Annotated in this window: 15 protein-coding genes; 7 read left to right on the top strand and 8 right to left on the bottom strand. The window is 60.8% G+C overall.

Annotated features, from left to right (window positions below):
- Position 1: 1 nt before the first annotated feature.
- From BMI88_RS18735 to BMI88_RS18710, 6 genes are all read right to left on the bottom strand, one after another.
- Positions 2-814, bottom strand: coding sequence for an AAA family ATPase (locus tag BMI88_RS18735; RefSeq protein WP_078522668.1), 813 nt, complete (start codon positions 812-814; stop codon positions 2-4).
- The gene (gene rsmG / locus BMI88_RS18730) at positions 807-1,436 is read right to left on the bottom strand and encodes a 16S rRNA (guanine(527)-N(7))-methyltransferase RsmG (RefSeq protein ID WP_078551024.1); all 630 of its coding nucleotides are present in this window, start codon (positions 1,434-1,436) and stop codon (positions 807-809) included. The genes BMI88_RS18735 and rsmG overlap by 8 nt, the downstream gene beginning before the upstream one ends.
- The gene (gene mnmG, locus BMI88_RS18725; protein WP_078551131.1) at positions 1,433-3,295 is read right to left on the bottom strand and encodes a tRNA uridine-5-carboxymethylaminomethyl(34) synthesis enzyme MnmG; all 1,863 of its coding nucleotides are present in this window, start codon (positions 3,293-3,295) and stop codon (positions 1,433-1,435) included. Before mnmG ends, rsmG begins: the two co-directional genes overlap by 4 nt.
- Before the next feature lie 12 nt (positions 3,296-3,307).
- Complete coding sequence (mnmE, locus tag BMI88_RS18720; RefSeq protein WP_078551023.1) at positions 3,308-4,591, bottom strand: tRNA uridine-5-carboxymethylaminomethyl(34) synthesis GTPase MnmE; 1,284 nt, start codon at positions 4,589-4,591, stop codon at positions 3,308-3,310.
- Between the two features lie 34 nt (positions 4,592-4,625).
- On the bottom strand, positions 4,626-5,897 hold the full coding sequence (gene rho / locus BMI88_RS18715) for a transcription termination factor Rho (RefSeq protein WP_078522665.1): 1,272 nt from the start codon (positions 5,895-5,897) through the stop codon (positions 4,626-4,628).
- A 134-nt stretch (positions 5,898-6,031) separates the two neighbouring features.
- Positions 6,032-6,496 (bottom strand): CopD family protein, encoded by a 465-nt coding sequence (locus BMI88_RS18710; protein ID WP_078541497.1) that lies wholly within the window; start codon positions 6,494-6,496, stop codon positions 6,032-6,034.
- A 355-nt stretch (positions 6,497-6,851) separates the two neighbouring features.
- Here BMI88_RS18710 and BMI88_RS18705 point away from each other — a divergent pair, with 355 nt between their 5' ends.
- The 7 genes from BMI88_RS18705 to nadC all read left to right on the top strand — a co-directional run bounded on the left by BMI88_RS18705 (position 6,852) and on the right by nadC (position 13,156).
- Entirely contained in the window at positions 6,852-7,493 is a 642-nt protein-coding gene (locus BMI88_RS18705; RefSeq protein WP_246831932.1) for a Maf family protein, read from the top strand.
- Positions 7,490-8,329, top strand: coding sequence for a shikimate dehydrogenase (locus tag BMI88_RS18700; RefSeq protein WP_078551021.1), 840 nt, complete (start codon positions 7,490-7,492; stop codon positions 8,327-8,329). Before BMI88_RS18705 ends, BMI88_RS18700 begins: the two co-directional genes overlap by 4 nt.
- A complete protein-coding gene (gene coaE, locus BMI88_RS18695; protein WP_078551020.1) occupies positions 8,326-8,925 on the top strand; it encodes a dephospho-CoA kinase in 600 nt (199 codons plus the stop codon). The genes BMI88_RS18700 and coaE overlap by 4 nt, the downstream gene beginning before the upstream one ends.
- Positions 8,918-9,616: a DNA polymerase III subunit epsilon gene (dnaQ, locus tag BMI88_RS18690; protein ID WP_078541749.1), complete on the top strand. Its 699-nt coding sequence runs from the start codon at positions 8,918-8,920 to the stop codon at positions 9,614-9,616. Before coaE ends, dnaQ begins: the two co-directional genes overlap by 8 nt.
- A gap of 102 nt (positions 9,617-9,718) precedes the next feature.
- Positions 9,719-10,771 carry a quinolinate synthase NadA gene (gene nadA / locus BMI88_RS18685; RefSeq protein WP_078551019.1) on the top strand — a complete coding sequence of 351 codons (1,053 nt, stop codon included), beginning with the start codon at positions 9,719-9,721 and terminating at the stop codon, positions 10,769-10,771.
- Positions 10,768-12,318: an L-aspartate oxidase gene (locus BMI88_RS18680; RefSeq protein WP_078551018.1), complete on the top strand. Its 1,551-nt coding sequence runs from the start codon at positions 10,768-10,770 to the stop codon at positions 12,316-12,318. The genes nadA and BMI88_RS18680 overlap by 4 nt, the downstream gene beginning before the upstream one ends.
- Before the next feature lies 1 nt (position 12,319).
- Complete coding sequence (nadC, locus tag BMI88_RS18675; RefSeq protein WP_078551017.1) at positions 12,320-13,156, top strand: carboxylating nicotinate-nucleotide diphosphorylase; 837 nt, start codon at positions 12,320-12,322, stop codon at positions 13,154-13,156.
- Positions 13,157-13,160: 4 nt separating this feature from the next.
- Here the strand turns inward: nadC and BMI88_RS18670 are convergent, their stop codons facing one another.
- Both BMI88_RS18670 and BMI88_RS18665 read right to left on the bottom strand, forming a co-directional pair.
- Complete coding sequence (locus BMI88_RS18670) at positions 13,161-13,646, bottom strand: RNA pyrophosphohydrolase (protein ID WP_078551016.1); 486 nt, start codon at positions 13,644-13,646, stop codon at positions 13,161-13,163.
- Between the two features lie 29 nt (positions 13,647-13,675).
- Positions 13,676-15,091, bottom strand: a complete 1,416-nt coding sequence (locus tag BMI88_RS18665; protein WP_078551015.1) for a S41 family peptidase — start codon at positions 15,089-15,091, stop codon at positions 13,676-13,678.
- Between the last annotated feature and the right edge of the window lies 1 nt (position 15,092).

Below are 15,092 nucleotides of genomic sequence, written 5' to 3'. Positions count from 1 at the left end.
CTCACACCGCCTTTGCCAGTTCATGCCGCGACATCAATTCGCTGGCGAGATTCCGATAGGCCAACGCCCCGCGCGAACTGCTGTCGTAGCTGAGCACCGGCATCGCATAGGATGGCGCCTCAGAGACCCGCACGTTCCGTGGGATCATCGTTCGGAACACCAACTCGCCCAAAGTCGCGCGCGCATCCGCCTCCACCTGCTGCGAGAGATTGTTCCGCACGTCATACATCGTGAGGACGACGCCCTCGATTCGCAGGTTACGATTCGCGCTCAGGCGGATCTCCCGGATCGTCAGCATCAGCTGAGAAAGCCCTTCGAGCGCGAAGAATTCCGCCTGTAGCGGCACCAGGACCGAATGCGACGCCACCATCGCGTTGATTGTCAGCAAACTCAGCGAAGGCGGGCAATCGATCAAGATATAGTCGAAGCCATAGCTATCAACATCTGGATGTCGTAGTGCGTCATGCAGAAGGAAGCTGCGCTTTTCGGTCGAGACAAGCTCCATATCCGCCGAAGACAGGTCCGTCGTCGCCGGGCACAGGTAGAGACCGTCGATTTCGGTCTTGTGCAGAACCGAGGAAACTGGCGCGTCTTCGATCAACAGATCGTAGGTCGTCAGTTCGCGATCATCGGGCTCAATTCCTAGACCCGTCGATGCATTCCCCTGCGGATCGAGATCGATCAAAAGAACCTTACGCCCGGCTTCCACCAGCCCTGCAGCGAGGTTGATCGCCGTCGTCGTCTTCCCCACGCCGCCTTTCTGGTTCGCAATCGCAATGATTTTCGGTTCATTTGCGCGAATTGGATCAGACACGCTCGGCTCCGTGGATTTTCAGGACAACACTGTTTGGATCGCTGAGGCTTTCGATCGCCTCGTAGTCAAAGGACCAGCTTTCCTTCGCCTGCGCAAGTTCTTCCTGCCAGCGCGCACCCTTCGGGAAGATAGCGATGCCGGAGGGCTTCAGATGCCGCGCAGTGAATTCCAGTAGTTTCGGTAGATTTGCGAGGGCCCGGGCCGAGACGACATCGGCCTTCAGCGGGGCGATCTCTTCGATTCGTTGCGCAAGAACGCGGATATTGAGCGACAGCTCCCGCGTGACCGTCGAGAGAAAAGCCGATTTTCGCAGATCCGATTCGACCAGAATGACTTGGCGTTCTGGCGCCTTTTCCGCCGACAGAATCGCAATCACCAAACCCGGAAAGCCGCCCCCTGCCCCGAAATCCGCCCAAATCCGCGCATTTTCTGGTGCCATCGCGAATATCTGGGCCGAATCAAGGAAGTGGCGCGACCACATATCCTCCAACGTCGACTTCGCGACGAGGTTAATCGCTGGATTCCACTTTTTGAGCAGCGCCTCATAGGCAAGCAGCTTATCGAATGTTTCACGTGAAACATCGAATCGCGCGGCGAAATCCTCAGCCTCAGGCGCCGTCATGCCGAGCGTGCCCGCTTTGATTGCCGAAGGCGCGCCAAGATCAAAGTCAGCGCCGCCGGAGTCACGCCATCAACGCGCCCCGCCTGCCCCAAAGTTTTTGGCATCGCGCGCTTAAGTTTACCCTTCAGCTCATTCGAGAGCCCCTGCAGGGAATCAAAATCGAAATCTTCGGGAATTTCCCAACCCTCATCGCGCTTAAGAGAAGCCGCGTCGACCTCCTGACGCGCAACGTAATTCGCATAGAGCGCATCGATCGACAGCTGCCGCGCCGTCTCATCGGAGAGATTCTGCAGTTCCGGCAGTGCCTCTTGCAGCGCAGGCATCGTGATATCGGGGAAAGACAGCAGATCGAAAGCGGTCCGCCGCGTCCCGTCCTCGTTCACCTTGAAGCCCTTCGCCTTGGCTTCCTTAGGCGTCAGCGAGATCGACTGCAGCAGATCCCGCCCTGCCGTCAGGTCTGCGGATTTCTTTTCAAACAGAACCCGGCGCGCCTCGCCGACACAGCCGATCTCGATCCCCATCCCCGTCAAGCGCTGGTCGGCATTGTCGGCCCGCAGCGACAGACGGAACTCGGCCCGCGAGGTAAACATGCGGTAAGGTTCGGTTACTCCGCGCGAGGTCAGATCATCGATCATCACGCCGATATAGCTCGACGTCCGGCTGAAATGCACCGGCGCGCCCGACTTCGCAGAGGACGCCGCATTCAAGCCAGCGACGAGACCCTGAGCTGCGGCCTCCTCATATCCTGTGGTCCCGTTGATCTGACCCGCAAGATATAGGCCTGGCACAGCACGCAACTGCAGCGTCGCGTCCAGCGCGCGCGGATCGACATAGTCATATTCGATCGCGTAACCGGGCTGGAGGATCTTCGCCTCTTCCAACCCGAAAATCGAATGAACGTAATCTTCCTGAACATCCACCGGCAGCGAGGTGGAAATTCCGTTCGGATAGACCGTGTCGTCGTCCAGACCTTCGGGCTCGAGGAAAATCTGATGCGAGTCCTTATCCGCGAAGCGCACGACCTTGTCTTCGATCGACGGGCAATAGCGGGGCCCCACCCCGGAAATATGACCGCCATACATCGCCGAGCGGTCAAGGTTGCTCCGGATGATGTCATGCGTCCGCCCATTCGTATGGGTAATCCCGCAAGAAATCTGCCGGACCTCGGGACTCCGGTTCAGGAAGGAAAACATCACCGGGTCGTCATCGCCGGGCTGACTCTCCAGCTTGTCCCAGGCAATCGTCTTCCCATCCAGCCGCGGCGGCGTGCCCGTTTTTAGGCGCCCCATCGGCAGATCCATCGCGTAAAGCCGCTCGGCCAAGGCGCGCGAAGGCCGATCCCCGATACGGCCACCCGGACGCTGCTGGTCGCCGATATGGATCACGCCATTCAGGAAAGTCCCAGACGTCAGGATCGCCGACTGACAGCTCAGCGTCACACCATCTGCCAGCACCACACCAGTGACCCGACCGCCTTCAACGCGCAGATCGGTCACCTCCCCCTCGACCACCTCGAGGTTGGGCTGCGCCGCGGTCATACGCTGGGCTGCCTCACGGTAAAGTTTGCGATCCGCTTGAGCGCGCGGGCCTTGCACGGCGGGGCCTTTACGTCGGTTAAGAAGGCGAAACTGGATACCCGCGGCGTCGGCCAACCGCCCCATCACGCCATCCAGCGCATCTATCTCACGCACGAGATGGCCTTTTCCAAGCCCACCGATCGCCGGATTGCACGACATCACCCCGATCGCATCGGCGCGAAGTGTCACCAAAGCCACCTGCGCACCCATCCGGGCCGCCGCGTGGGCTGCCTCGGTTCCGGCGTGCCCGCCTCCGATCACGATGACGTCGTAATGTTTCACGTGAAACACTCCTTACTTTCCGATGCAGAAGCTCGAGAAAATTTCGTCCAACAGGTTCTCGACATCCACCCGACCAAGCAACGCTTCCAGCGCCCAAGCCGCCTGGCGCAGTGATTCCGCTGCCAGCTCGCTTCGGTCGGACCCGCGCAATACCTCATCTCGCGCCGATTCCAAAGCCCCGAATGCGCGCTGCATCGCAACCCTGTGCCGTTCGCGCGTCATTACGCCGGCGCCTTCGCCAAGCCCGGACAGACGTTCTTCGATCGCAGCGAGCAATTCGCCAAGCCCCGCCCCCGTTTTCCCGGAGACGTTCAGCCCATCATGCGCAGCGATATCGGCTTTGCCATGCACCACAAGATCGCCCGGCTCCGGTGCGATCAGCGGGACTTCCTCGCCGTCGAGCAGGAAAACGCGCAGATCGGATTGTCGCGCGCGGTCGAGCGCCCGTTCCACCCCGATCGCCTCGACGACATCGTCGGTTTCGCGAAGCCCAGCGGTATCGAGCAAGGTCACCGCCTGCCCGCCAATCTCCATCCGCACCTCGATGACGTCGCGCGTCGTGCCTGCGAATTCGGAGGTGATCGCCGCTTCACGCCCCGCGAGCGCGTTAAGCAAGGTTGATTTCCCGGCATTCGGCCGCCCGACAATCGCGACCTCGAACCCTTCGCGAATACGCTCCGCAGCACCAAGACGGCGCAATTCATCTCGAATTCCGGCGCTGACCGCGTCGATCAACTCCAACACCTCGGGCGAAACATCGACCGGAACTTCCTCATCCGCGAAGTCGATCGTGGCTTCGATCAACGCCCCCGCCCGGATCAGCTTTGCGCGCCAATCCTCGACCAGAGTCCCAACCGCACCCGACAGAACCTTCAATGCCTGCTTACGCTGCGCCTCAGTTTCCGCCTCGATCAGATCGGAAAGTCCTTCGACCTGCGCCAGATCGAGCCGCTCATTCTCCAACGCCCGCCGGGTGAATTCACCAGGTTCTGCAAGCCGCAACCCGTCGATCTGCCCAAGGGCGCGCAGCACGGCAGAAACCGTCGCGATCGCGCCATGGATATGCAGCTCCGCGACCTCTTCGCCGGTGAAGCTGGCGCCGCGCTCGAAACACAGCACCACTGCCTCGTCGAGTTCCTCACCCGCGAGCCGCAACCGCCGCAGCCCGGCGACGCGGGGCTCCGGCAGGGTCCCTGCCAAGTTCCGCGCCGCCTGCCACGCCAGCGGTCCCGAAATACGAATGACGGCCACGCCCGCTTTTCCGCGGGCCGTGGCCAGTGCATAGATCGTGTCCATAGCAATCCTCTTCCCTGCGGAAGATAGGACGGCCTCAGCCGTTCATCGAGTCGAAGAATTCCGAGTTCGTCTTGGTCTGCTTGAGCTTCGAAATCAGGAACTCGATCGCATCGGTCGTGCCCATCGGGTTCAGGATGCGGCGCAGAAGGTAGGTTTTCTGCAGATCCTTCTGATCGACGAGCAGTTCCTCTTTCCGGGTACCGGATTTGAGGATGTCCATCGCCGGGAAGACGCGCTTGTCCGCGACCTTGCGGTCCAGCACGATTTCCGAGTTACCGGTGCCCTTGAATTCTTCGAAGATGACCTCGTCCATCCGCGAGCCGGTATCGATCAGCGCAGTCGCGATGATGGTCAGCGAGCCGCCCTCTTCGATGTTCCGTGCCGCACCGAAGAAACGCTTCGGACGCTGCAGCGCATTTGCGTCGACACCACCGGTCAGCACCTTGCCCGAGCTCGGAACGACGGTGTTGAAGGCGCGGCCCAGACGGGTGATCGAGTCCAGCAAAATAACCACATCGCGCTTATGCTCGACCAGACGTTTCGCCTTCTCGATCACCATATCGGAGACCGCGACGTGACGCGTTGCCGGTTCGTCGAAAGTCGAAGACACGACCTCCCCCTTCACCGAGCGCTGCATGTCGGTCACTTCTTCCGGGCGTTCGTCGATCAGCAGCACGATCAGGTAACATTCCGGATGGTTCTGCTCGATCGAGGTCGCAATATTCTGCAGCAGCACCGTCTTACCGGTCCGCGGCGGCGCCACGATCAGCGAACGCTGACCCTTACCGATCGGCGCCACGAGGTCGATGATCCGGGCCGAGCGATCCTTGATCGTCGGATCCTCGATTTCCATCTTCAGACGCTCGTCAGGATAGAGCGGCGTGAGGTTGTCGAAAGCGACCTTGTGGCGCGCCTTCTCCGGCTCCTCGAAGTTGATCCGCTCAACCTTCGTTAATGCGAAATAGCGCTCGTTCTCGCCGGGGGCGCGAATCACGCCTTCGACGGTATCGCCGGTGCGCAGGCTGTGCTGGCGGATCATGTCGGGCGAGACGTAGATATCGTCGGGCCCCGGCAGATAGTTCGCCTCGGTCGAGCGCAGGAAGCCGAAGCCGTCCTGCAGCACTTCCAGCACGCCATCGCCGCCGATGACCCAGTCATCCTCGGCATGCTCCTTCAGGATCGAGAACATCATCTCGCCCTTGCGCATGGTCGAGGCGTTTTCGATCTCCCATTCTTCGGCCAGCGCCAGAAGTTCCTTCGGGCTCTTGGCTTTCAAATCGGAGAGATTGAGGCGTTCATCGCTCATCGGATCACCTGCAGCTGGCGCCTCACCGGAGCGATGGGCGCATAAATTCGTCATGTAACAGAAAAACCGTTCGACCAGGACGGCCGTGGCTTAGCGACGCAGATAAGCGCAAAGCGTCGCTGAGTCAACGAAAGTCAGAATTTCACGATCACCGAGGCGACGATAACGATCATGAAAATGGTCGGGATCTCGTTCATCATCCGGTAGTAGCGCCCGCTTCGGTTCGCCCTGCCCTCCGCGAGCGCCTTGCGTTCCTTCGCGCACCACATGTGGAACCAGGTCATGCCGAGAACGGCCGCAGCCTTCGTCCACGGCCAGATGCTCGACCAATCGACGATCCCCGGCGTGAAAACCAGCATCAGGCCAAAGAGCCAGCTCGCGATCATCCCCGGGTTCATGATGGCCTTGAGAAGAAGCCTTTCCTGATGCCGGAACAGAAGCTCCTGATCGCTGTCGCGCTCCATGCCCGCCTTGTTCAGCCCCTCGACGTGGTAAACGTAAAGTCGCGGCAAATAGAACAGGGCCGCCATCCAGGTGATGATCGCCATCACATGCAGTGCTTTGATCCACAAATACCAAGTGCTCAGGAAATCGGTCATCTCGCCTCCGGCTGACAGCTGCCATCATCTTCAAAAAAGATTCTTTAAAGAAAAGATGATGATGATGTAGGGCCTGTTGATGATGTGGATTAACACTTTATCAAGACTTTCTCCACAGGCGGAAAACATCAGGCGAGCACTAATCTTTTACTCGATGTATCTTTATTAAAATATTGATATCACGTGATTCTTTTTCAGAGAGTCACAACGTCAACCTGTGGATAACTCTTGGGAGAAAATTGTGAAATCCCCGGCATGTCCCCAACGGCTCGAATCCGAATTCCACAGGTGGACAAGTTTCGGAAATCTGCCATGAAACGTGCCGATCCGGTGGAGTAATCTGCCGATCCGCGTTATGCCCAATTCGACCCCGAGACTTCTGCGCCCGCTTATCCACAAGTTCATGAACATCCTCCTCGCCTCCGCCTCAGAAATCCGCGCGCAGCTTTTGCGCAACGCCGGCCTGTCCGTGACCGTGCAGCCCGCGCGCATCGATGAAGACATGATCCGCCGGAGTTTGGAGGCCGAAGAGGCGAAGCCGCGCGATGTGGCGGACCTGCTTGCCGAGATGAAGGCGGCTAAGCTCTCGGCGCGCCACCCCGGGGAGCTGGTGATTGGCGCGGATCAGGTTCTCGAACTCAAAGGCGCGGTTTTGTCGAAACCGGAGACGCCGGAAGATGCGAAATCGCAGCTGCGCGCCCTCTCCGGCCAGACCCACAAACTTCTTTCCGCGATGGTCGCGATCCGGGATGGCGAGCCGCTGTGGCGGCATGTCGGCGAAGTGCGGCTCACGATGCACACGCTGTCGGAGCCGTTCATTGACGATTACGTCGCCCGCAACTGGGACAGCATTCGCTGGTCGGTCGGCAGCTACAAACTCGAGGAAGAAGGCGTCCGTCTTTTCTCCCGCGTCCAAGGCGACTATTTTGCCGTCCTGGGCCTTCCCCTGATCGAATTCCTTAACTGGCTTCACGCCCGAGGAGACTTCACGACATGACGGATCATCCGCGCATTCCCCTCGCCGGCGTCATCGGATCGCCGGTCGCGCACTCGCGCTCGCCGCTCCTGTTTCGGACGTGGTTCGCCGAATACGGGATCGACGGGTTTTACATTCCGATGGATGTGGCGAGAGACGATCTGGAAACCGTGCTGCGGACATTGCCGAAAGCGGGGTTCGTCGGCACCAATGTGACGATCCCACACAAGATCCGCGCGCTCGAGATTGCCGATGTCATTTCCGATCGTGCGGCACTGATCGGGGCCGCGAACACTTTGATTTTCCGTCCAGACGGAAAGATTTACGCTGATAATACAGACGGTTACGGGTTTATCGCTAATCTTCGGCAGAATGCGCCGAACTGGGACCCCAAGTCCGGCCCGGCCGCAGTTCTGGGCGCTGGCGGCGCTGCGCGCGCCATCGTCGCCTCGCTTCTTGAAAGTGGCGCGCCGGAGATTCGTATCTCGAACCGCACTCGGGCGCGCGCAGACGCGCTGCGTCAGGAATTCGGCGCGCGTCTCGTCGTTTACGATTGGGTTCAGGCAGGCAACATGCTCGAAGATGCCGCGACCGTCGTGAACACGACCTCGCTCGGCATGGTCGGCAAATCGGAATTCCGCGTTCCGCTCGATGCGTTGCGTCCCAGCGCGACCTGCTGCGATCTCGTCTACACACCTCTTAAGACGAAATTCCTCGCCGAGGCTGAAGATGTGGGATGCACCGTGGTCGATGGGCTCGGAATGCTTCTGCATCAAGCCGTCCCCGGGTTTGAGCGCTGGTTCGGCCAGCGCCCGGAAGTGACCGAAACAGTCCGCAACGCGGTGCTCGGGGCATGAGCAATCCTTTCCTGCTCGGGCTGACCGGCTCCATCGGGATGGGAAAATCCACGACGGCTGCGATGTTTGCCGAGGCGGGAATTCCCGTGTGGGATGCCGATCGAACGGTGCACGATCTCTACGCCAAGGGTGGTGCGGCCGTTGCGCCGATTGCCGCGGCCTTCCCGTCTGCGGTCAAGGATGGAGCGGTGGACCGGGCCGAGCTGAAAAAACTGCTCGCCAGCGATAAAAAGGCTCTAACCCGCCTTGAATCGATCGTTCATCCGCTCACCACGGCTTCGCGAAGCGACTTCATCGCCGCGCATCCGGAGGCGGATCTGATGCTCCTCGATATTCCGCTTTTGTTCGAGACTGGGGCCGATGCCGCCTGCGATGCAACGCTCGTTGTCACCGCCCCGGCGGAGGTCCAGCGCGCGCGTGTTCTAGAACGGCCTGACATGACCGAGGCGCAGCTTGATTTCATTCTGTCGCGCCAGATGCCGGATGCGGAAAAGCGACGTCGCGCAACTTTCGTCATCGAAACCCTCGATCTTGAGCAGACCCGCCAAGATGTGCGAAACCTGATTACGAAGATCAGGGGTGAGCAAGATGCGTGAAATCGTTCTCGATACCGAAACCACGGGTTTCGAGCCGGGAGAAGGCGACCGGATCGTCGAGATCGGTGCGGTTGAGCTCTTCAACCACATGCCGACTGGCAACACCTATCACCAGTACATTAACCCTGAGCGGTCGATGCCGCAGGAAGCCTTTCAGGTGCACGGGCTGGGCGACGAATTCCTGTCGGACAAACCCAAATTCGCCCAGATCGGCCTCGATTTTCTGAATTTTATCGGCACGGACTCGGTCCTCGTGATCCACAATGCCAAGTTCGACATGAAATTCCTGAATGCCGAGCTTGGATGGGCCGGGATGCCGCTGATCCCGGATGATCGCGCGCTCGATACGCTGGCAATGGCGCGGCGGAGATTTCCGGGCTCGCCCGCGACGCTCGATGCGCTGTGCCGCCGCTTCAGCATCGACAACTCATCGCGGACGCTGCATGGCGCGTTGCTCGATAGTGAAATTCTGGCCGAGGTTTATCTCGAGCTGATCGGTGGTCGGCAGCCGGGCTTCGGGCTGCAACCCGTTGAAACGGGACAGAAACGTCAGGCCGGAGCCAATCAAGACTGGCGTCCCAAGCCTCGCCCCGAGCCTCTGCCCCCGCGCTTGACTGCCGAGGAGGCCGAGGCGCATGCTGCCTTCGTAGCCCAGCTCGGCGAAGCCGCGATCTGGAACCGCTACGACTGAAAACGTCGGGTTTTCTGACATAATACGCAAGTTTTCCATTTAACCGAGCGTCAACCTCCCTTAAATCGGGGGCTTCTTAGGGAGAGAGCGGGAGGACTGTCCATGCTGGACCTGACCGAAATGCGTGCCACGCTGGCCGAGACGTACGATCTTGCGCCATCCATTGAGTTGGCAGAGGAAATGCGGGACATCCACGCAAAGATGGATCGCGTTATCCCTCTGCCGGATTTCGCGCGCTACGCGCCCTATATCCGCGCGATCAATCGTCTGAAAAAAGAGAAAAACGCGGTAATTCTCGCGCATAACTACATGACGCCGGAAATCTATCACGGCGTGGCAGATGTTGTGGGTGACAGTCTTCAGCTCGCCATTGAGGCCACGAAGGTTCAGGCCGGGACGATCGTCCAATGCGGCGTGCATTTCATGGCCGAGACGTCGAAGATCCTGAACCCCGCCAAGACTGTCCTCATCCCCGATATGAAAGCCGGTTGTTCGCTGGCGGAGTCGATCACCGCCGACGGTATCGCGGAGATGCGCGCCAAATATCCCGGTGCGCCCGTGGTAAGCTACGTTAACACGACTGCCGAGGTGAAAGCGGCGTCCGATATCTGCTGCACCTCGTCCAACGCTGCGCAGATCGTGCGCGCGATGGACAGCGACACGGTCATCATGACCCCGGACCAGTATCTTGCGCAGAACGTGGCGAATGAGGTCCCCGAGAAGAATGTCGTCTGGTGGGAGGGCTCGTGCATCGTCCACGAGCAGTATACTGCCAAGGATATCAACGACTTCCGATCGATGCATCCGAATACACGGATCATCGCGCACCCCGAATGCCCGCCCGACGTCGTCGCGGCGTCGGATTTCTCGGGTTCGACCTCGGGGATCATCAACTACGTCGAAACCAACAAGCCGAAAGAGGCGATGTTGGTAACCGAATGCTCGATGGCGTCGAACATCGCCGATGCGTTGCCGGAAGTAGATTTTGTGGGTCCGTGCAACATGTGCCCCTACATGAAGAAGATCACGCTCGAAAAAATCCTGTGGTCGCTGCATACCGGGACCGAGGAAGTGATCGTCGATCCGCAGGTCGCTGAAAAGGCGCGGATCGCGGTTGAGCGGATGATCGAGCTTTCCCGGACCCTCGCGAAGTGATTGAAACGCGACGGATCATTATCGTCGGCGCCGGTCTGGGGGCGCTTTATGCGGCGCTCAGTCTTGCGCCCCGCCCCGTTCTCATCATCTCGCCGGAAACTCTGGGCGAAGGCGCATCCTCGGCCTGGGCCCAGGGCGGCGTCGCGGCCGCGATGTCGGTTGGCGACACGCCTGCCTCTCACGCACGCGACACAATGATCGCCGGAGCAGGCACTGTTTCACCGCAAATCGCGCATTTGGTGACCGAAGAAGCGCGTCAGCACATCCTTGCATTGACCGAACTCGGCACGCCTTTTGACCGCGATCCGGAGGGTGATTACGTGATGTCGCGCGAGGCGGCGCATAGCCACGCGCGCGTCGTTCGAGTGAAGGGTGATCAGGCCGGGCGCGAGATCATGCAGACGCTCGTGGCCGCGGTCCGGCAAACGCCATCGGTTCAGGTGCTCGAGGGCGTTTTGGCGACGCATTTGGAGACGGAGGACGGGCGCGTCACCGGCGTGTGGATCGAGCGTGCGTTTGAGCCCTCGGGGCCGGTGCTGATCAAAAGCCCGGCGGTCTTGCTTGCGGGCGGCGGTTCGGGTGGGCTGTTTGCCGTCACGACGAACCCGCCGCGCATTCGTGGGCAGGTGATCGGGATGGCGGCGCGCGCCGGGGCGCGGATCGCCGATCCGGAATTCGTGCAGTTCCATCCGACTGCGATCGCCAGTGGCGAAGACCCTGCCCCGCTTGCGACCGAGGCGCTGCGCGGTGAAGGCGCAACACTCGTTAACGCGGATGGCGAACGCTTCATGCTTTCGGTTCATCCCGATGCCGAGCTTGCGCCGCGCGATATCGTGGCCCGGGCTGTGTATCTGGAACGCAAAGCCGGGCGCGAGCCCGCTCTGGATACGCGCGAAGCCCTTGGAGCCGAGGTTCTGACGCGCTTTCCGGCTGTGGCCGAAGCTTGTGAAAGGGCTGGAATAGACCCTGTTTCCGGCGTGATCCCCGTCGCCCCCGCCGCGCATTATCACATGGGGGGGATCGATACCGATACCGAGGGACGCAGTTCGCTCGATCGGCTTTGGGTCTGTGGCGAGGCGTCGTCGACCGGGCTTCACGGGGCGAACCGTCTGGCGTCGAACGGGTTGTTGGAAGCCTTGGTGTTTGCGCGGATCTGCGCTGTCGGGATCGCCGCAGAACTTGGCGAGATCCCCGACGCCGAGATCGTTAACCCAGATTTCCCGGAAGGCGATGTCCCGGTGAATGAGCCAGCCGTGCAGGTATTGCGAAAAGCGATGACCGATGGCGTCGGTGTCGTGCGTGATGCGGATGGTTTGAAAGCTGCGCTTCGGGTCATTGCGAAGATCGAGGCGGAGGCTCGCACGGAAACGATGCGGAACATGACCGCCACGGCCACGTTGATTGCTGCGGCCGCCCTTGCGCGCGAAGAAAGCCGCGGGGGTCATTTCCGCTCGGATTTCCCGGAGATGAACCCGAAACTGGCGGAAAGAACGAAAATTACGCTGGAGGAGGCGCTGAGGATTCGCGCCGCTGCCTTGGAGGACTGATATGTTGCCCGATTTGCTGATCGAACCGATTGTCCGCGCCGCGCTGGTCGAAGACCTGTCTCCGATGGGCGACGCGACGACCAATGCGGTGATCCCGGCGGGCAAAACCTATTCCGCGCGGCTGAAAGCGCGCGAAGACGGCGTGGTTTCGGGAATGCAGGTCGCGGCGATGGCGTTTCGGCTGGTCGATCCCACGCTGCGCGTGTCGATCCTGATCGCTGACGGCAAACCCTGCCAAGCGGGTGAGACTTTGCTGACGGTCGACGGATCGGCGGCCTCGATCCTGATGGGGGAGCGTGTGGCGCTGAATTTCGCGGGGCGCCTCAGCGGGATCGCCACGAAAACCGCAGGCTTTGTCGCGGAAACCGACGGCACGAAGGCTCGTATCACCTGTACGCGGAAGACCACGCCGGGGCTGCGCGTTCTCGAGAAGGCCGCAGTGACCCATGGCGGCGGTTTTAACCATCGTTACGGTCTGTCCGACGCGATCCTGATCAAGGATAACCATATTGCGGCGGCTGGTGGTGTGCGCGCGGTGCTGGAGGCTGCGAAAGCGGCGCGCAGCCACATGATGCGGATCGAGCTGGAAGTCGACACGCTGCGCCAGATGGAAGAAGCGCTGAAGATCGGCGGGGCCGATGTCATCCTGCTCGACAATATGGACAGCGCGGAACTGCGTGCGGCGGTGGCGTTGAATGCGGGCCGCGTGGTTCTGGAAGCTTCGGGGAACATGACGCTCGAGCGGATCGCCGAAGTGGCGGCGACCGGTGTGGATTACATCTCTTCCGGCGCGCTCACCCATTCGGCCCGGACGCTCGATCTGGGCCTAGATTTCTGAGAATTCAGCCGAGATAGTCTCTGAATTCGGCGCGCACGGCCTCATAGACCGAGCGTTTGAAGGGCACGATATTCTCGACCAGCTCGTCGAAGGACATCCACTGCCAGACCGAAAATTCGGGATGGTCGGTCTCGATCTGCACCTGATCGTCGGAACCGAGGAAGCGCATCAGAAACCATTTCTGCTCCTGCCCGCGCCAGCGACCATTCCAGATCTTCGGCACAAGATCATGCGGCAGGTCGTAGCGCACCCAATCGGAGGTTTTCGCGACGATTTCGACGAGATCGGGGTTCACTCCGGTCTCTTCTTCCAGCTCGCGTAGGGCTGCTTCTTTCGGCTTCTCGCCCTTGTCGATCCCACCTTGCGGCATCTGCCAGGCCGGGCCGGGATTGTCGATGCGCTGGCCTGCGAAGACGAGGCCAGCGGGGTTCATCAGCACGACGCCGACATTGCGGCGGTAAGGAAGTTTAACGATCTCTTCGGGGGTCATATGAAAAAGGGGCCCGAAGGCCCCTTCCCTCAATTCTGCTGCGTGTCGGATTTGCCATCGGCGCTCGGCGCTTCGGCCTTTTGCGTCGAGGCGGCGTCAGCCTGCGTCTCGGGGGCGATGGCCGAGAGGCCTTTGATCAGGTCGATCGCGTAGGACATCTGGAAATCTTCCATCCGGCGCTTCGCGGCCTCTTCGGCTTTCGCGCGCTCGTCCTCGGCCTGCTGCTTCTCGTCCTCGGTCATCGAGTCGTTGGTGATCGCACCCTTCAGATCGGCCTCGGAGGTCATCTTGCGGGCGTTATCGCCTTCGGCAGCCGCTTTATCCTCGGATTTCGGCTGATCGGGCTGTGGCACGACCACGTCGGGGGCGATGCCCAGCGACTGGATCGAACGGCCCGACGGCGTGTAGTAGCGCGCGGTGGTCAGACGCATCGCGCCTTCGCCCTGGATCGGCATGACCGTCTGGACAGAGCCTTTACCGAAGCTCTTGGTGCCGACGACGATCGCGCGGTGATGATCCTGCAGCGCGCCGGTCACGATTTCCGACGCCGAGGCCGAGCCACCGTTGATCAGCACGACGATCGGCTTGCCGTCGGCCATATCGCCGGCGGTCGCGTTGAAGCGCTCGCTATCCTGCGGGTTCCGACCGCGGGTGGAGACGATCTCGCCCTTGTCGAGGAAGGCATCCGCCGTCTTGATCGCCTGCGTCAGCAGACCGCCGGGGTTGTTGCGCAGATCGACGATGAAGCCGTCGACCTTGTCCATACCGCCGACTTCCTTGACCTGCTCCTTGATCGAGGATTCGAGGTTCGGGAAGGTCTGGTCGTTGAACGTGGTGATGCGCAGAATGACGGTATCGCCGTCATGGCGGCCCTTCACGGCGGTCAGCTTGATCGTGTCGCGGGTCAGCGTGACGTCGAACGGATCCTGTTCGCCTTCGCGCACGATGGTCACGGTGATGTCCGAACCGACCGGTCCGCGCATCTTGTCCACCGCCTGATCGAGCGGGATACCCATCAGGGACTCGCCATCGACCGCGGTGATGAAATCGCCGGACTTGATGCCAGCCTCGGCCGCGGGCGTACCGTCCATCGGAGAGACGACTTTCACGAAGCCGTCTTCCTGCGTGACCTCGATGCCGAGACCGCCGAAGGAGCCGCGCGTCTGAACGCGCATATCGCTGTAATCGGAGGGCGGCAGGTAGCTGGAATGCGGATCGAGCGAGCTGAGCATGCCGTTGATCGCGGCTTCGATCAGCTTCTTGCTGTCCACCGGCTCAACATAGTCCTGGCGGATTTTCTCGAAAATGTCGCCGAACAGGTCCAGCTGCTGGTAGACGGTCTCGTTGCGTTTCGTTTCTTCGGCCATCAGCGGCGCCGCGACTTGCGTGGACAAAAGCGCCCCCGCGAGCGTGCCGCCAACCGCTGCCATCATGAACTTTTTCATA

Source organism: Thioclava sp. F36-6, from assembly GCF_002020305.1.
In the GTDB taxonomy this organism is placed as follows: domain Bacteria; phylum Pseudomonadota; class Alphaproteobacteria; order Rhodobacterales; family Rhodobacteraceae; genus Thioclava; species Thioclava sediminum.
This window is presented reverse-complemented; position numbering and strand designations above follow the sequence as displayed.